The following is an 18,495-nucleotide window of genomic DNA, read 5'->3' as shown; positions in this document are numbered from 1 at the left end:
GCTAACAGCCTTTTAAATTTCTACTGTGTGTAGATATAAACAGCCAAATGACCAATGCAATAAGGCTAACAGCCTTTTAAATTTCTACTGTGTGTAGATTAAGACAAGCTATGTTCACCCCCTTAACTGGCTAACAGCCTTTTAAATTTCTACTGTGTGTAGATGGAGCCGTATCATCAAAATTAAAATGGCTAACAGCCTTTTAAATTTCTACTGTGTGTAGATCGACTGGCAATCTTCCATCGGGAAAATTGGCTAACAGCCTTTTAAATTTCTACTGTGTGTAGATATCATATTAGACTGTAAAGCGAATTCTGGCTAACAGCCTTTTAAATTTCTACTGTGTGTAGATGGAGCCGTATCATCAAAATTAAAATGGCTAACAGCCTTTTAAATTTCTACTGTGTGTAGATCTCAAAAAACTATATTTACGAGCGTTTGGCTAACAGCCTTTTAAATTTCTACTGTGTGTAGATATCACGGTTGTTGTACTGACCTCTTTCGGCTAACAGCCTTTTAAATTTCTACTGTGTGTAGATTACGTTGAGTTGCCCACAGGTATTATCGGCTAACAGCCTTTTAAATTTCTACTGTGTGAACCGTACCGGGTTTGTCGGAGACTTTTTTATTTAAGTTAGGCCACCTGACCTAACGGATTAATCTTATCATAGTACATTGCTTCAAACTCAAAAGGCGATACATAACCCAGTGCACTGTGTACACGCTTTTTATTGAACCAATCTACCCAGTTTAGTGTCGCAAGTTGTACATCTGCTAAACCTTGCCAATCTGCTTTTAGATATTCAATCACCTCTGTTTTGTATAAGCCATTCACCGTTTCAGCCAGAGCATTATCGTATGAATCACCCGTTGTACCGACTGTTGGATCAATCCCCTGTTGAATAAGTATCTTGTACTCATCTCTAATTCTACGTGCATCTTCTAAAGAGATTTCGGGATACGTACCGAGGGATACTTCATTGCGCTTGTTTGTATATGGGCGGGTATAATTAAATATCCAATACCGACTACCATTCGGATCAACACGAAAGTAAAGATTTCCACCATCACCAATCTTTATGCTCTTTTGAGGATCAGCTTTCAGTTTTTTAATTTGTAGTGCTGTGAGCTTATTTTGAGTACGTGCCATGATAAAAAACCACGCAAAAAAAATGTAGTAAGTTTTAACTTACTACATTTCTTACTACTTTATAACCGTCGATTTACGTCAAGTGTCAACGTGCGTCGTACCGTTATATTCCAACATTAACCAATATAATCAATCGCTTATATTGCGCTAAGCAATGTTGGAAAGTTTTGTATGGCGGAAGCGGTGAGATTCGAACTCACGGAGGACTCACACCCTCGTCGGTTTTCAAGACCGGTGCATTAAACCGCTCTGCCACGCTTCCATGTGCGCAATCATACGAAGCTTTTGATTTGATGACAAGTAAAAAATAGCACCCAGTCATTCAAATGAATATTGTTTCACCAAATTATCTGTATGTTTCATCAAAACAACAGCATAGCACCTAAACTTTTTAAAGTTGTGCTGCCAACTCTGCGCCTTCACGAATAGCACGTTTTGCATCCAACTCTGCAGCAAGTTTCGCACCGCCAATAATGTGATAGTTTGCCAAGGTGTTTTCATCTGCCTTCGGCATTAAGTCTTTTACAGATTCTTGCCCTGCACAGACGACAATACTATCTACACGCAACAGTTGCGATTGCCCAGCCATTTCAATCCACAAACCTTCGTTACTAATGGCTTTATACTGCACCCCACGTAACATACGCACTGCATGTTTTTTCAATTGTGCACGATGCACCCAACCTGATGTTTTACCCAAACCCGCGCCTAAAGCTGTAGTTTTACGCTGTAATAAGTAAATTTCACGAATAGGTGGATGTACTTCTGCAGCCAATATCCCGCCTTCGGTCACATAGTTAGGATTTGGATCTACTCCCCACTCACGCTGCCAATCTACTAATGGTTGCGGCTGTGGCTGATTTTCAGGTTTTAATAAAAACTCGGATACATCAAAACCAATACCGCCCGCACCAATGACAGCAACTTTTTGACCAACCGGTGCGCCACGCAATACTTCAGCATAAGACAATACTTGCGGTGCATCGCTCCCTTCAATTTTTAAGGCGCGTGGTACCACACCTGTTGCAATTACAACTTCATCAAAACCTTCACGTTCTAGTTGTTCACGATTCACTTTGGTATTTAAACGTAAATCGACCCCAGTTTTTTCAATTTGTACTTTAAAGTAGCGAATGGTTTCGTGAAATTCTTCTTTCCCTGGCACAACTTTCGCCAAGTTGAATTGTCCGCCCACTTCATTGCTTGCTTCAAACAAAGTCACTTGATGCCCACGGCTAGCAGCAACTGTAGCTGCAGACATTCCCGCAACACCACCACCGACTACTGCAATACGTTTTGGCTGTTTGGTTTTTTCATAGACCAATTCAGTTTCATAAGCTGCACGTGGATTGACGAGACAGGTCGCACGTTGATTTTTAAAAGTATGATCCAAACACGCTTGGTTACAAGCAATACAGGTATTAATTTCATTGACACGATTGGTTGCAGTTTTATTGACCCAAAACGCATCTGCCAATAATGGGCGTGCCATTTGAATCATATCCGCCTTACCTGCTGCCAAAATTTCTTCTGCTGTATCAGGCATATTAATACGGTTAGAGGCGATCACAGGAATTTCCACATGCTTTTTCACCTCTGCGGTGTAATCCACAAAAGCGGCACGCGGTACAGATGTCACAATAGTTGGAATACGTGCTTCATGCCAGCCAATGCCGGTATTGAGTAAGTTCACCCCTGCCTGCTCTAACGCTTGGGCAACTGTAATTACTTCCTGCATGGTATTACCATCATGCACTAAATCGAGCATAGACAAACGGAAGCAGATAATAAATTTTTCACCAACTTCGGCACGAATGGCTTTTACCACTTCTAAAGCAAAACGCGTACGGTTTTCAATCGAACCGCCCCACTGATCTTCACGCTGATTGACATGACGACTTAAAAACTGATTCAGCAAATAGCCTTCAGAGCCCATAATTTCTACACCATCGTAGCCCGCCATTTTGGCTAAATTGGCAGTTTTGGCGTAGTCCTGAATGGTATTTAAAATTTGTCTTTCACTCATTTTACGGGGTTTAAATGGTGAAATTGGTGACTTAATTGGACTTGCAGAAACCACAAAGGGTTGGTAGCCATAGCGCCCTGCATGCAGAATTTGCATTAAAATTTTGGCACCGTGCTTATGTACCGCGTGTGTCACTAGTCGATGCGGTGCAACATCACCCAGGGTATTCATGGTGCCACCTGCAGGCAATAACCAGCCTTGACGGTTAGGTGAAATACCCCCTGTGATAATCAAGCCCACACCACCTTTGGCACGTTCACCAAAATAAGCTGCAAGCTTTGGATAATTATAAAAGCGATCTTCCAAGCCCGTGTGCATTGAACCCATCACGACACGGTTTTTGATGGTGGTAAATCCTAAATGTAATGGTTTTAGAATATTTGCATAGCGAGTTGTCATGATGAATCCTTATATAATTAGCTTTGCAACTTGTTGCATGAATACTTTAACTGATTTTTATAAACTGTTTATGACTCTAAAGTTCGACTGTGTGGCGCAAACGTCAATCTACCGCTTTCCTTGATCTCAAACTGTTAAAAATAGAGCATTTTAATGATGCCCAAAAAATATCTGTTTTGATTATCATCTTCTATCCTCAGTTTGCCATTTCTAAATGAAAATTTAAGCGAGAACCTGATTTTTTTATCAAATGCGCTTTTTAAACGAAAACAAGCATTTTAAAGAGTGCTATAATTTGCAGTTTAGAATTCTCCTTGGCCACCAAATGTGGTGCCTATTTTAAAAAAGTTAGGACTAGCAATGACTGATAATGCAACTATCTTGCAGAATGTACCAGTAGGCAAAAAAGTCGGTATCGCCTTTTCTGGTGGTCTAGATACTTCAGCTGCTTTATTGTGGATGAAGCAAAAAGGCGCTGAACCGTATGCGTATACCGCAAACTTGGGTCAGCCAGATGAAGATGACTATGATGCCATTCCAAAGAAAGCAGAAGAATACGGTGCAGTAAAAGCACGCTTAGTTGACTGTCGTTTACAGTTAGCTTTAGAAGGTATTGCTGCAATTCAATGTGGTGCATTCCATATCAGCACAGGTGGTATGCCTTACTTTAACACTACACCGCTTGGTCGTGCAGTTACGGGCACCATGTTGGTTACCGCAATGAAAGAAGATGACGTCAACATTTGGGGTGACGGCTCAACTTATAAAGGTAACGATATTGAGCGTTTCTACCGTTATGGTTTATTGACCAATCCAGCGCTTAAAATTTATAAGCCTTGGTTAGACCAAACCTTTATTGATGAGTTAGGTGGTCGTGCGGAAATGTCACAATTTCTTATCGACAATGGCTTTGACTATAAAATGTCAAAAGAAAAAGCCTATTCAACTGACTCAAACATGCTAGGTGCAACACACGAAGCCAAAGACCTTGAATATCTTGATGCTGGCATCAAAATTGTTGATCCAATCATGGGCGTGGCGTTCTGGAAAGATGACGTTGAAGTTAAAGCAGAAGAAGTGTCTGTGACCTTTGAAGAAGGTATGCCTGTTGCATTAAATGGTCAGCGTATTGAAAACCCAGTTGAATTGATTCTTGAAGCCAACCGTATTGGTGGTCGTCATGGTTTGGGTATGTCTGACCAAATCGAAAACCGTATCATCGAAGCGAAATCTCGCGGTATTTATGAAGCACCGGGCATGGCGTTATTGCACATTGCTTATGAGCGTTTAGTGACTGGTATTCATAACGAAGATACGATTGAACAATACCGCATTAACGGTTTACGTTTAGGTCGTTTATTGTATCAAGGTCGCTGGTTCGACTCTCAAGCACTGATGCTACGTGAAACTGCACAACGCTGGGTAGCAAAAGCGATTACAGGTACTGTAACTTTAGAATTACGTCGTGGTAATGACTACACCATCATGAACACTGAATCTCCAAACCTCACTTATGAAGCTGAGCGTTTAACGATGGAAAAAGGTGATTCAATGTTTACGCCAATGGATCGTATTGGTCAGTTGACAATGCGTAACCTTGACATTACCGATACACGTGCAAAACTAGGCTTGTACACAAACTCAGGTTTATTGTCAATTGGTACAGGTTCTGCTGTACCTCAACTTAAAGACAAAAACAAATAATCTTGATGATTGTCTGCAAAGTCAAAAGCCGCTCAATATGAGCGGCTTTTTTAGTTTTGAATCAGAAACTTACTACCTGTAAAATCTTTTTAAGTACAAACAGTTTTTAAAGCATCTCTTCCACTTGCAAAGTGTGATAATAAATTTGATTGCGTCCTAACTGTTTAGCACGGTACAACGCTTGGTCTGCACGTTGCAGAAAATCGCTTTTAAAAATGTCTGCCTCACCTTTATAAACCGTAAAACCTAAGCTGATGGTAACAGTACTTGCCACCGTAGACTGGCTATGTGGAATTGCCAAACGCTCTACCGCTTTAAAAATATTGGAAGCGACTGCATAAGCGCCATGCGCATCGGTTTCAGGCAGCAACACCACAAACTCCTCGCCACCATAACGTGCCACAAAATCCATGTGGCGAATAGAATCTTTGATCGACTTGGCAATTGAGGAAATCACTTCATCGCCCTTTTGATGCCCGTAATGGTCGTTGTATTTTTTAAAGAAATCTACATCGATAAATAACAAAGACAAAGCTGTTTCATCATGTCGAGCCTGCTCAAAAAAACTGTCCAGCATTTCATCAAAGGTGCGTCGATTGGAAACTTTGGTCAATGAATCATGCTGACTTAAATGCAACAACTCTTCGGCATGGATACGGTTAATTTTTTCACTGAGTCGGGCTTGGTGCATCACCAAGAAAATCATTCGCTCACGGGTACACAGCATTTTACTGATCAAAAAACCCATCACCGTACTGCCAACCAACACCCGCCCCATCACCATCACATCAATAGGAATATATAAAGTCAGAAGCATTACCATCGCAACTACAGCCGCCATTAAGCCTGTCAGCAGCATGTGAAATGGCTTCACCCCTGTTAGTACATACCCCATAATATAAATCATGCAAATAATCATCATGGCTTGGTGTCTGAACACTTCGGTATGTACGGTCATGGTTAGCCATGTCATCGACACAATTGCCCAGAAAATCAGCCCCATAGCGGCATAGGCGTAGTACGGACGCAATACGCGATAATGTGCAAAGAAAAACAGCGTGAGTAAGCAAAATGCTCCATTAACCAAACCTAGAAAAGAATGGATGAAATCATGCTTAAAAGCAGCACGGTCAATGATCCAATAATCACCTGTAATAATCAGTACGGTCAAAATGAAGTAAATCAGTACACCCGACCAAAAGTATTGATTAATATTGTGGCGTGCTTGTTCAAGATGTTGTTGCCAAAACTCAAGCTCTAACTGCTTTGGAAAAACCTGCCCCGCACGTTTGCGCTGACGTTTAATCAACGCCTCATTTTTTTCTTTGTCGTACTGTAATTTCGCTAATTTATATTTGTATTCCATGGATGCTTTAAATTCCATTTAACTGCTCAGGTTCTAAAACCCAATGCCCCAACAAGCCATATAATTTTTTTAGTGGTTTAAAAATAACACAATGTCAGCAAAATTAATTCAGCCATTTCTATTTTTTATGGCTTTCGACGTTACCATTTTAACATTTATAGATTATCATCTGTTTTATTTTTCAGACTGGCAGCGCCTTGAATACGATTACTCTTATCCAGCCAGATGACTGGCATGCACATTTACGTGATGGTTTAGCACTTCAACGTACTGTACCCGATCTTGCCAAGCAATTTTCACGCGCAATTTGTATGCCTAACCTAGTTCCACCTGTGAAAACTGTGGAAGAAGCAGAGGCCTATCGTGAACGCATCATGGCACACGTGCCTGAAGGTATCGCATTTGACCCTCGCATGGTGTTGTATTTTACCGATCAGACCTCGCCTGAAGAAGTTAAAAAAATAAAAGAATCTGCGCATGTGAATGCAATTAAACTTTACCCTGCTGGCGCGACCACCAATTCAGACAATGGGGTCAGCGACATTCGTAAAGTATATGCGGTGATTGAGCAACTTGAAGAGCAGCAAGTGCCTTTATTGTTGCACGGTGAAGTCACACATCATCATGTCGATATTTTTGACCGTGAAAAGCGTTTCCTAGATGAAGTGTTATCTCCTTTGTTGCAACAGTTCCCGAACTTGAAACTGGTACTTGAGCACATTACCACTTCTGAAGCTGCACAATTTGTTTTAGAACAAGGTCGCAATGTGGCAGCAACTATTACCCCACAACATTTATTGTTTAACCGTAATGATATGTTGGTGGGTGGTGTAAAACCGCATTTCTATTGTTTGCCAATTTTGAAGCGTCAAACGCATCAGCAAACATTATTGGAAGTCGCAACCAGTGGTAATCCTAAATTTTTCTTAGGTACAGACAGTGCACCGCACTCAAAAAATGCTAAAGAAAATGCATGTGGTTGCGCAGGCTGTTATAGTGCCCCTACTGCAATTGAACTCTATGCTCAAGCTTTTGACCAAGTTGGCCGTATTGATCGTCTAGAAGGTTTTGCTAGCTTGTTTGGTGCAGATTTCTATGGTTTGCCACGTAATACCAACACCATTACCTTGGTAAAAGAAGAGCAAACTATTCCAACCAGTTTAGACTACTTGGATGGTGAACAAATTATTCCGCTATATGCGGGTAAAACCATTCAATGGAGAAAAGTGTGACAGATACAACTTTGCCCGTTATGGGGCAACGTTTTCGTGGTTTTTTGCCTGTGGTGGTCGATGTTGAAACCGCAGGCTTTAATGCCCAAACCGATGCTTTATTGGAAATTGCTGCTATTCCCATCATTTATGATGCTGAAGGCAAATTTGTTCCAGGTGAAGCGTATCATGCGCATATCAACCCATTTGAAGGGGCAAATTTAGACCGTCGCTCATTGGATTTTATTGGGATTGACCCATTTAACCCAATGCGTGTGGCCATGGCTGAAGATGAAAAAACAGCGTTAAAGCGGATTTTCAAATCTATAAATGAAGTGCGACGTCAGCAAAATTGTACCCATGCTATTTTAGTGGGTCACAATGCACATTTTGACTTAGGCTTTGTACAAGCAGCCATTGCCCGTACAGGCACTAAAAACCAAAATCCATTCCACAGCTTTTCTGTGTTCGATACTGTGACTTTAAGTGCTGTGATGTTTGGTCAAACGGTGCTGGCAAAATCATGTATTCAGGCAGGTATTGAGTTTGATGGTAAAGAGGCTCACTCGGCACTGTACGATACTCAAAAAACAGCGGAACTCTTTTGTTTTATTCTAAACAAACTTGCACCGCACTTGGTCGAAACCCTACTTAACCCTGAAACATAATCTCCCCCCAATTTCTCATTTTGATTGATCTAAACATGGCAGCCGTTAAACGTCTGCCATGTTTTTTATAGTAACAACTTATCTTTTACTCACCTTAGGCACTGAATCACTCTTTTAACCTTTATTTGGTTATAATGAGTCAGTTCAATTATTTGTGCTTTGCTGTCATGTTAAAAAAGATTCTCTTGGTTCTGGTCATTTTGGCGCCTTCTGCGTTATATATCTATATTGTTAACCGTGACAGCGACAAGGCAGAAACTCCAACTCAAACTGTACCCGCAACAGAAACAGCTGCAGAAAAGCAATACCAAACACCCGAACATTAAAATGGATTCGTTCAGCTAATTCTTTATTTGTGAGTTATTATTTTTTAAACAAATTGCAATTTAGTGATTGGATTTTATTTAATTCTGGTTTGACACTCACCTTAAAAATTAATAATATACGCATCACCTCACAACGTCCCTATCGTCTAGAGGCCTAGGACATCGCCCTTTCACGGCGGTAACCGGGGTTCGAATCCCCGTAGGGACGCCATTTATCGTGCTATACGATCATTTCTAATTCAAACATATTATTTTCAAGATTGCAGAATTGTAGTTTTTCTCTACAATACTTCGCTTCTTTTATTTTTTCTCCTATCACTTATGCAGTCATCCAATCATCAGAATGATGTTGTGCATCAAGGTCGTGCTGAGCCTTTAAAACGTGCAATGAGTACCCGCCATTTGGTTATGATTTCATTGGGCGGAGCCATTGGTACAGGTTTATTTCTTGGCTCAGGTGAAGTGATTGCACAAACAGGGCCTATTGGCGCAATTATCGCGTATATTTTTGGTGGTTTAATTGCCTACATGGTCATGCTGTGTTTGGGCGAACTTGCCGTACACTTGCCTGTTTCAGGTTCATTTGGTGCTTATGCCAAACAATATATTGGCCCAGGCACGGGTTATACCATTACTTGGCTGTATTGGCTCACGTGGTCAGTCACCTTGGGTACAGAGTTTACCGCTGCAGCCTTGCTCATGCAGGAATGGTTTCCGCATATTTCCATGTGGATTTGGACACTCATTTTTGGTGGCGTCGTGTTCAGTTTGAATATGATTTCAACCCGCCTTTTTGCAGAGTCTGAATTTTGGCTGTCATTAGTCAAAGTAGTCACCGTAATTGCCTTTATTGTTTTGGGTTTAATGGCTATTTTTGGCGCTGTATCTTATCAAGGTTATAGCTCCGCACCATTATTCAGCAATTTGACCGCACAAGGCTGGTTTCCTGAAGGTTTATTCCCTATTTTTGCCACCATGTTAATTGTGAATTTTGCCTTTTCAGGCACTGAGCTAATTGGTGTCGCTGCAGGTGAAACTAAAGATCCTGCCAAAAATGTACCCAAAGCCATTAACACTGCCATTTTCCGCCTGTTGATTTTCTTTGTGGGTACAATTGTCGTGATCAGTGCCTTATTGCCTCATCAGGCTGCAGGTTTGGCCGCTGAAGGCGTCAGCAGCAGTCCTTTTGTGACCGTGTTTAATCAGATTGGTATTCCTTATGCAGAAGATATTATTCGCTTTGTGATTATTACAGCTTTACTGTCTGCTGCAAACTCTGGCTTATTTGCAGCTTCACGGATGATGTGGTCGTTGTCACATCAAAAACAATTACCGCAGATTTTCTCTAAAGTGAATGCACGCGGTATTCCATACATTGCAGTGATGGTAACGATGTTAGGGGCAATGCCAGGTTTATTGTCTGAACAATTCGCACCTGAAACCATCTTTAAAAACTTGTTGGGTGTTGCTGCGTTTACTATGGTAGTGGTGTGGATGAGTATTTGTTTAAGCCAGTTCAATTTCCGACGTCAATGGTATAAACAAGGTAAAACCGTTCAAGACCTTGGCTTTACATCACCACTGTTCCCGCTTGTCCCTATTTTAGGTTTTGTGTTTTGCTTTATCACCTGCCTTAGCATGGTATTTGACCCTGAAATGTGGGCTGGCTTTATTGGCTGTATGATTTTTATTGCACTGTGCTATATCAGCTATTACACGATTTATCATCCAAAATCATAAGTCTATATTCAACAGTTCACTTTAAAAATGAATACGAACAGGAGGGTAATCTAAAAGATTATTCTCCTGTTTTATTTTTGCGTTGTATTTAGATTAAAGATCAATCTTGTTGTTACATAAATTATTAAACTAGCTGAACTAAAAATGTGCACACTTCAAATTGTGTGAAAAGCATGATTTTTACCACTTAAATGCAATGACTTGAGCTGAATAGTTTTAATTTTATCCAGTCGGACATTTTTTTCAAAATTATTGCAGAAAAGCGTTTGACACCCCCCAATATACGCCCTATTATACGCCCACCTCTGAAACGTCCCTATCGTCTAGAGGCCTAGGACATCGCCCTTTCACGGCGGTAACCGGGGTTCGAATCCCCGTAGGGACGCCAATTTCAGAAGTAAGTATTTTTTTAAGTCCCTATCGTCTAGAGGCCTAGGACATCGCCCTTTCACGGCGGTAACCGGGGTTCGAATCCCCGTAGGGACGCCATATTCTAAACAACTCAAAATGTTGTTACATGGTTTAAAAATATAAACTTCTATTTGTCCCTATCGTCTAGAGGCCTAGGACATCGCCCTTTCACGGCGGTAACCGGGGTTCGAATCCCCGTAGGGACGCCATATTTGAAATGATACATTTCAACAAAAAGCCCAAGCACAATGACTTGAGCTTTTTGCTATTTCGGCACTCAGAAACCTTTGAGCAGTAAAGTGAAAGACTCAAAGTCAATAATCCACACTTTGAGCCTATCCACAATACATAACAGCAAGACTATTAAGCCGATTTACGCGAATTCACCTGCCCTTTAATCACCGCTGTCAAATTTCCTTTTAAATATTTAAAAAAGACTTTTAACGGAGAGAGTTTTGGATTTGGACGCTTGCCCTGAGCAATTGCCTTAAACTGGGCGGCATACCAAATAATTTCCATAATTGCCATTTTATCAATCATCGGAATGCCTGTTTTAATTTTATCAACGCCATAACGTACGTCTTGCCCTACCAGCAAGCGGTTGGCTAAATCCGTTTCTACAGCAAATGGGCGAGCAATACCAATAAAATCACATGCACCACTGTCTAACGCAGCATTCATAGCTTCGACCGTTCTAAAACCACCCGTCACCATTAAATGACATTTCACCTGGCTGCGGATCAATTCTGCAAAAGATAAGAAGTAGGCTTCACGTGCAATCGTACTAGGCTTGCGCTTATCTGCTTTAGAACCTGCCATGGCTGGGGCTTCATACGTTCCCCCTGAAATTTCAATCAGGTCAACTCCTGCTTCATCCATGGCTTTAAAAACCGTGATCACTTCTTCTTCCGTGATGCCGCCGCGCTGAAAGTCTGCAGAATTCAATTTGACTGATACAATAAAATTATCCGATGTTGCAGCACGCACCGCCTGATAAATTTCCATCAAAAAGCGCATTCGATTTTCTATACTGCCACCCCATTGGTCTTGGCGTTTATTGGTAAGTGGCGATAAAAATTGGCTAATCAAATAACCATGTGCACCGTGTAATTGAATACCCTCAAAACCCGCTTGTTCACAAATTTGTGCGGCTTTGGCAAAACGCTGAATAATATCTAAAATTTCATCATCACGTAGTTCACGTGGAGTACCAAAACTTAAAGCCAAATTAGGGCTAAATGGCACAGCAGAAGGTGCAACGGTTTCTTTGTTCAAACCCTTCGGGCACTGACGACCAGGATGTGACAACTGTACTAGCTGTACCATGTCATAACGCTTTCCTATGTCTGCCCATTGTTTGAGCTGGTCTAAATCTCGGGCCGATTCAATACCCACCACGCCTGGTTCATTTTTAGCGCGTAAATCGACCATGACATTGCCTGTAATTGCGCAACCCAAGCCACCTTTTGCCCATGCTTCATATAAACCTAAATGCAGTGTATTCGGTTGTCCTGCGGTATTGGCTAGCGCCTCACTCATTGCACCTTTAATAATGCGGTTTTTAAACGTGGTATTACGAATTTGTATTGTTTCGGCAAGATGGCTCATACTCTGTTCCGTTTTGTACTTTTTGAACTTTTACTCTAAAGATTTTTCAGAACAGGTCAATGCCATTTTGACAAATCTTATTGTCAAAATGGTTAAATCATTCAGGGCTGTTAGACTTATTTATACACCCTCTTTCAAACCATAATCCATTATCCGCTCACCCAAACCTTCTTCAGCTGAAGAAAAGTTTTCAAATAATTTACACATCACAAATGATGCTTTTGGATTAATCAAAAATTGCTATAGGAATGGATGACTCCAACAAGTTCTAATACTCACTAGCTGCAATCAACTGGCGGGTATATTCTGTTTGAGGATGACTAAACAGCTGTTCGGTGTTCTGAAACTCCATCACTTTGGCTTGATGCAGCACCAAGACTTTTTGGCACAGCGCTTTCACCACTTGCAAATCATGGCTAATAAATAAATAACTCATTTGCTCCTGCTGCTGTAAACGGCGCAACAACTGCACCACCGCACGTTGTGTCGTACGGTCTAAAGCAGATGTTGGCTCATCCATAATCAGCAATTTAGGGCAAAGTACCAAAGCGCGCGCCAATGCAATTCGCTGACGTTGCCCACCCGAGAGTTCATGCGGATAGCGCTGTTTAAAACTCACGGGTAATTCTACTTTGCTTAAAGCTTCATCTATGCGCTGGCTGATCTCCTGTTTAGACAAGTGCTGTAAAGCCAAACCTTCACCAATAGTTTGTTCCACATTTAAACGCGGGTTTAAACTGCTGAATGGGTCTTGAAACACGATTTGAAAATGCTGACGTAAAGGACGCAATTGCCGTTCATTTAACGCATTTAAATCTTGCCCAAGCAGCTCAATTTTGCCTTCACTTTCAATTAAACGGGCAATTGCAAGTGCTAGTGAACTTTTACCCGAACCACTCTCCCCCACAATTCCAACCGATTGTCCCTGTGCTAGTGCTAAAGCCAAAGGTTCAACTGCAACTACATAATCTTTAACCCGATTCAGTAAGCCCTGTTTAATTGGAAACTTCACCCCAACCTGATCCAATGCTAATACGGTAGACAATTCTTCAACCTGTAAGGCTTCGCCAAAATCGTGATTCAATAAATTTTGCGTATAAGCTTGCTTAGGCTGACTAAAAATTTCTGTAACACTGCCCTGTTCTTCAACCCGTCCACGATTCATCACAATCACTTGATCAGCATAATGTTTAACCAAATTCAAATCATGGCTAATCAAAATCATTGCCATGTTACGGCGTGCTTGCAAGCTTTTTAATAAATCCAAAATCTGCGCCTGTAAAGTCACATCCAAAGCGGTCGTAGGTTCATCGGCAATTAGAATGTCAGGATCAAGCGCCAAAGCCATAGCAATCATCACTCGCTGCCGCTGCCCACCAGACAATTCATGCGGATAGCGCTTTAACTTCTCCTCTGGCTGCGGAATGCCGACATCCTCAAGTAATTCCAATACTCGCGCACGTGCTTTTTCCTTGCTCCAACCATGCAACCATAAACTTTCCCCTATAATCTTTTCTACCCGATGCAACGGATTTAAAGCAGTCATCGGTTCCTGAAAAATCATGGCAATACTTTGACCACGAACTTGTCGCAGTTGTTGTGGCTTGAGACGCAGTAAATCCTGTTCTGCAAATATAGCTTGGCCTTGTACCTGTAAATGTGGCGGCAGCAAGCCCAGTAAGGCCAAACTACTAATGGATTTTCCAGAGCCACTTTCACCCACTAAAGCGATGGTTTCACCAGCATGCAATTCAAAATTTAAATCATGCAGTAACACCTGTTGCTGATGCTGAATATTCAGCTGACTGACTTTGAGCAACACTGAATTTGAAAGTTCAGCCAACTGATTAACGTCTTGGGTCGAATGCATCACGTGTTGCCTCCCCAATATAAATTAATAAGGATAGAACGATGGCTAAAGTAAAAAAGCCTGACAATGCCAACCACGGTGCATTTAAATTATTTTTACCTTGTAATAACAGCTCGCCCAAAGATGCCGCATCGGGCGGTAAGCCATAACCTAAAAAGTCGAGTGCGGTTAAAGCAGTGATATTGGCTGTGAGCATAAACGGCAACTGCGATAAACTCGAACTCATGGCATTGGGTAAAATATGCCGAAACATAATGGTACGATCGGTAACCCCCAAACTCCGCGCTGCACGCACATAATCAAAATTTCGAGCACGTAAAAATTCTGCACGCACCAAGCCAACCAAACTGGTCCAACCAAACAGCAGCATAATCACAAATAACCAGTACACACTTGGAGTAAACATACTGACTAAGATCATCACCATGAACAGCATTGGCAGACCGCCCCAGACCTCTAAAACACGCTGCCCAATCAGATCAATCCAGCCTCCATAGTAGCCCTGAATCGCCCCAACCATAATGCCCAAAACTGCCGATGCAAAAGTCAGTGCAAACCCAAACAGCAGTGACACCCGCAAACCATATAGAATGCGTGCCAAAACATCACGACCTTGATCATCTGTGCCTAGCCAGTTTTGTGCGGTTGGTGGCGATGGTACAGGCACAGCCAAATCCAAATTCGGCGTTTGGTAAGAAAATTCTATCAGCGGCCAAAGCGCCCAACCTTTATTAGTAATTAACTGTTGCACCACGGGGTCTTTATAATCCGCTTCGGTTTCAAACACACCACCAAAAGTCGTTTCAGGATAGGCCTTAAACACAGGCATATATAAAGACTGCTCGTATTTGACCAATAACGGCTTATCGTTGGCGATTAACTCTGCGGCCAAGGACAATACAAAAATGACAATAAAGACGATAAAACAGCCAAAACCCAGTTTATTTTGCTTAAAACGTTGCAAACGTGCGCGCGTAATTGGTGACATTATTTTGTCCCCCGCGATTCAAAGTTAATTCGAGGGTCAATCACCTGATACAGCACATCACTGATTAATCTTAAAATTAAACCCAAAAGGGTAAAAATAAACAAGGTACCAAAAATAACAGGATAATCACGCTGCACAATTGCTTCAAAGCCAAGCAAACCTAATCCATCCAAATTAAAAATAATTTCGATAAACAGATTGCCCACAAAGAAAATCCCCACCAAAGCTTCAGGTAAGCCTGCAATCACAATTAGCATGGCATTACGAAACACATGCCCATACAACACACGTGACTCGGTTAAGCCTTTGGAGCGAGCTGCCAGTACATATTGTTTATTTAACTCTTCCATAAAAGAGTATTTGGTCAGATACGTCAGCCCTGCAAACCCACCGATCACCATTGCCAGTAAGGGCAAGGTCATGTGCCAGAAATAATCGGTAATTTTGCCCCACAAACTCAGCTGAACAAAATTTTCAGAAACCAAGCCTTGTAATGGGAACCACTGGAAATACGAACCACCTGCAAAAAATACAATCAGCAAAATCGCAAATGCAAACGCAGGAATGGCGTAGCCAATTGCCAACAAAATTGAAGTGGCTTTATCAAATAGCAAACCATGCTGACGGGCTTTTGTAATCCCAAGTGGAATAGAAATCAGATAGATCAGCAAAGTACTCCAAAGCCCTAAAGATAAAGATACAGGTAACTTTTCCAACAGTAATTGAGTCACAGGTTTATCTTTAAAAAAGCTAGTACCGAAATCGAGTTGCACATAACTGGTCAGCATTTGCCAAAAGCGCTCGTGGGCAGGCTTGTCAAACCCATATTGCGCTTCAATTTTTGCCACCATTTCATCACTTAGACCTTTGGCACCCTGATAATTACCGCTATTGCTTACCACAGTTTCGCCACCACTCATGCCCATGCCCTGAAAAGCTTCAGCCTGCTGAATGGCTTGCTCGACTGGCCCACCTGGTGCAATTTGAATCACCACAAAGTTAATCAATAAAATGAAAAACAGGGTGGGAATAATCAGCAGCAATCTTTTTAGTATATATGTGCCCATGTGCTCACCTTTTGGCAATGTGCTGGTTCATCGCAAACACTGTCATGCTTGAATTTTAAAAATCGTTATTGTTGACGCAAATAATGTGCAACTTTCTTGGCTTGAGTTGCATCGCTCCACCAGTAATCAATCCCTGCAGATAATTTAGGTTTAATGGCAGGCTGACGATACATATTCCAGTAGGCATACCAGTTTTCACCTTTGCCGTAGGTTGGAATTTGATAATAACCTGCCCGCAATAAACGATCTAAAACCTTGGTACGTACAATTAACTGTTCACGGTTGGGTGCACGGATCAACTGTTGTACCACTTCATCAATCACTGGGTTTTTAATCCCTGCATAATTATAATTTCCTGGCTGATCTGCGGCAGCGCTACTCCATAGCTGTGCCTGTTCATTGCCAGGACTTAAAGATTGCGGCATGACGCTAGTGGTCATATCAAAGTCGGCACGGCGCATCCGTTCAATATATTGCGGCACATCCACATGCCGAATGGTCACAACCACACCTAGGCGTTTCATATTGCGCACAAAGGGCATTAAAGTCCGTTGTAAGCCATCTTGATGAATCAGAAATTCTATTTGGATAGGTTTGCCTTTGGCATCTACCAATTTGCCATGCTGAAAACGATAACCTGCTTTCAAAAGTAGCTCACGTGCTTTAAGCAATCCACTGCGGTTAAATCCGCTGGCATCGGTCACAGGAAACTGCCAGTTTTGCAATACACCTTGTCGTTGGACTGGATGTAGTTTGGCTAAATAGGGTTTTAAAATGGCCAATTCTTCGGCTGATGGTGTGCCTTTAGCCTCTAGCTCGCTATTAGAAAAATAGCTTTGCAAACGGCGATATTGCCCATAAAACAGAGCTTTGTTTTGCCATTCAAAATCGTAAGCATAGGTCAAGGCTTGCCGAAAACGAATATCCTGAAATGCATGTCTGCGGGTATTGAATACAAAACTTTGAGTTGGAATTGGGTTCTGGTGCTGAAATTTATGCTTAACCACCATGCCCGCATTCACGGCAGGGAAACGATATTCCGTCACCCATTTACGTGCCGTATATTCTTCATGCAGCGTATATTGCCCCGACTTAAAGCCTTCAAAGGCAATATCTAGATTGCGATAATACACATATTTTAGGCGGTCAAAATTATAGCGCCCTTTGTTTATGGGCAGATCCTTGCCCCAGTAATTAGGATTACGTTTATAGGTGATGCTGCGCCCTGCATCAATCCGTTCAATCAGATAAGGCCCAGAACCTAAAATAGGTTCGAGGGTAATACGGGTAAAATCACGCTTTTGCCAATCTTTTTTAGAATAGATGGGCATTTGCGACAAAATTAAGGGCATTTCTGCATTGTTGCTGGATTTAAAACTGACTTTTACCTGATGTTTGGACAAGACTGTGGTTTTATCCAAGTCAGACAAATACATTTGCAAACCCGGATTGGACTTGGTCTGAAATGCATCAAAACTGAATTTAACATCTTCTGCAGTGACTGGACTGCCATCGCTAAACTTTGCTTGAGGATTCAAATGAAAAATCACAAAGGCTGTTTGCTTCGGGTCATAGCTAACTTTTTCAGCCAATAAGGGATACATCACTCCCGGCTCGTCTAAAGAACTGCTCATGAGTGAATCAAACAAAAAATTCACCCCATCGGTGGAGCTGCCTTTGCCATTCATGTCATTTAAATTGTCAAAAGTGCCATTACTGGCGCGAATCAAATCTCCACCTTTGGGTGCATGCGGATTGGCATAAGGCATGGCTGTACGCCCCGCATACTGAGGTTGGCTATGCACCGCAATATATGGTGTAGTTTGAATGGCAGCCCAACCGAACTGTGGCAATGCCAGACATCCCACTAGACAGAACAATGTTTTGTGTAGCGCGAAAGACATGCGCACAGCTCCTTGTGCAGTATCACTCAGGATGCAGCCCACAGCGCATCCTGGAGA

At 41.8% G+C, this 18,495-nt stretch carries 12 protein-coding genes, 5 tRNA genes, 2 pseudogenes and 1 CRISPR repeat array (1 of these 20 running past the window's edge); of the genes and pseudogenes, 9 read left to right on the top strand and 10 right to left on the bottom strand.

The window, feature by feature from the left end; translation table 11 throughout:
* A CRISPR array of direct repeats spans window positions 1-602; the repeat unit is 36 nt; unit sequence GGCTAACAGCCTTTTAAATTTCTACTGTGTGTAGAT; it reaches 756 nt to the left of the window's first position.
* Between the two features lie 32 nt (window positions 603-634).
* The 4 genes and pseudogenes from ACNS8M_RS04420 to ACNS8M_RS04405 form a co-directional block, all read right to left on the bottom strand.
* A pseudogene (locus tag ACNS8M_RS04420) lies at window positions 635-883 on the bottom strand (integrase core domain-containing protein); the annotation flags it as partial.
* A pseudogene (locus ACNS8M_RS04415) lies at window positions 878-1,150 on the bottom strand (Arm DNA-binding domain-containing protein); the annotation flags it as partial. The pseudogenes ACNS8M_RS04415 and ACNS8M_RS04420, both read right to left, overlap by 6 nt.
* Before the next feature lie 172 nt (window positions 1,151-1,322).
* A tRNA-Ser gene (locus tag ACNS8M_RS04410) sits at window positions 1,323-1,412 on the bottom strand.
* Between the two features lie 129 nt (window positions 1,413-1,541).
* Complete coding sequence (locus ACNS8M_RS04405; protein ID WP_419225208.1) at window positions 1,542-3,575, bottom strand: FAD-dependent oxidoreductase; 2,034 nt, start codon at window positions 3,573-3,575, stop codon at window positions 1,542-1,544.
* Window positions 3,576-3,935: 360 nt separating this feature from the next.
* Here ACNS8M_RS04405 and argG point away from each other — a divergent pair, with 360 nt between their 5' ends.
* Entirely contained in the window at window positions 3,936-5,279 is a 1,344-nt protein-coding gene (gene argG, locus ACNS8M_RS04400) for an argininosuccinate synthase (protein WP_168525845.1), read from the top strand.
* A gap of 106 nt (window positions 5,280-5,385) precedes the next feature.
* On the opposite strand, the gene ACNS8M_RS04395 is transcribed toward argG, so the two are convergent.
* Window positions 5,386-6,645, bottom strand: coding sequence for a GGDEF domain-containing protein (locus ACNS8M_RS04395; protein ID WP_194559155.1), 1,260 nt, complete (start codon window positions 6,643-6,645; stop codon window positions 5,386-5,388).
* 197 nt (window positions 6,646-6,842) lie between these two features.
* Between ACNS8M_RS04395 and pyrC the strand changes: the two genes are divergently transcribed.
* The 8 genes from pyrC to ACNS8M_RS04355 all read left to right on the top strand — a co-directional run bounded on the left by pyrC (window position 6,843) and on the right by ACNS8M_RS04355 (window position 11,210).
* A complete protein-coding gene (gene pyrC, locus ACNS8M_RS04390) occupies window positions 6,843-7,877 on the top strand; it encodes a dihydroorotase (RefSeq protein WP_168418625.1) in 1,035 nt (344 codons plus the stop codon).
* Window positions 7,862-8,524, top strand: a complete 663-nt coding sequence (gene rnt, locus ACNS8M_RS04385; protein WP_168418626.1) for a ribonuclease T — start codon at window positions 7,862-7,864, stop codon at window positions 8,522-8,524. The genes pyrC and rnt overlap by 16 nt, the downstream gene beginning before the upstream one ends.
* Before the next feature lie 167 nt (window positions 8,525-8,691).
* A complete protein-coding gene (locus ACNS8M_RS04380) occupies window positions 8,692-8,850 on the top strand; it encodes a hypothetical protein (protein WP_168418627.1) in 159 nt (52 codons plus the stop codon).
* Between the two features lie 135 nt (window positions 8,851-8,985).
* Window positions 8,986-9,061: transfer RNA gene (locus ACNS8M_RS04375), tRNA-Glu, on the top strand.
* 110 nt (window positions 9,062-9,171) lie between these two features.
* A complete protein-coding gene (locus ACNS8M_RS04370; RefSeq protein ID WP_419225207.1) occupies window positions 9,172-10,590 on the top strand; it encodes an amino acid permease in 1,419 nt (472 codons plus the stop codon).
* 312 nt (window positions 10,591-10,902) lie between these two features.
* Window positions 10,903-10,978, top strand: a tRNA-Glu gene (locus ACNS8M_RS04365).
* 25 nt (window positions 10,979-11,003) lie between these two features.
* A tRNA-Glu gene (locus tag ACNS8M_RS04360) sits at window positions 11,004-11,079 on the top strand.
* Between the two features lie 55 nt (window positions 11,080-11,134).
* A tRNA-Glu gene (locus ACNS8M_RS04355) sits at window positions 11,135-11,210 on the top strand.
* Window positions 11,211-11,364: 154 nt separating this feature from the next.
* Here the strand turns inward: ACNS8M_RS04355 and ACNS8M_RS04350 are convergent.
* From ACNS8M_RS04350 to ACNS8M_RS04330, 5 genes are all read right to left on the bottom strand, one after another.
* A complete protein-coding gene (locus tag ACNS8M_RS04350; RefSeq protein WP_419225206.1) occupies window positions 11,365-12,609 on the bottom strand; it encodes an NADH:flavin oxidoreductase/NADH oxidase family protein in 1,245 nt (414 codons plus the stop codon).
* A gap of 268 nt (window positions 12,610-12,877) precedes the next feature.
* Window positions 12,878-14,479 (bottom strand): ABC transporter ATP-binding protein, encoded by a 1,602-nt coding sequence (locus ACNS8M_RS04345; protein ID WP_419225324.1) that lies wholly within the window; start codon window positions 14,477-14,479, stop codon window positions 12,878-12,880.
* Complete coding sequence (locus ACNS8M_RS04340; RefSeq protein ID WP_168418630.1) at window positions 14,457-15,467, bottom strand: ABC transporter permease; 1,011 nt, start codon at window positions 15,465-15,467, stop codon at window positions 14,457-14,459. The genes ACNS8M_RS04345 and ACNS8M_RS04340 overlap by 23 nt, the downstream gene beginning before the upstream one ends.
* A complete protein-coding gene (locus ACNS8M_RS04335) occupies window positions 15,467-16,534 on the bottom strand; it encodes a microcin C ABC transporter permease YejB (protein ID WP_419225205.1) in 1,068 nt (355 codons plus the stop codon). Before ACNS8M_RS04335 ends, ACNS8M_RS04340 begins: the two co-directional genes overlap by 1 nt.
* 65 nt (window positions 16,535-16,599) lie before the next feature.
* Window positions 16,600-18,438 carry an extracellular solute-binding protein gene (locus tag ACNS8M_RS04330; protein WP_168418632.1) on the bottom strand — a complete coding sequence of 613 codons (1,839 nt, stop codon included), beginning with the start codon at window positions 18,436-18,438 and terminating at the stop codon, window positions 16,600-16,602.
* Between the last annotated feature and the right edge of the window lie 57 nt (window positions 18,439-18,495).

This window comes from Acinetobacter sp. A2, from assembly GCF_048537555.1.
In the GTDB taxonomy this organism is placed as follows: Bacteria; Pseudomonadota; Gammaproteobacteria; order Pseudomonadales; family Moraxellaceae; genus Acinetobacter.
Note: the sequence above shows the minus strand (reverse complement) of the source record. Positions and strands in the feature narration are given on the sequence as shown.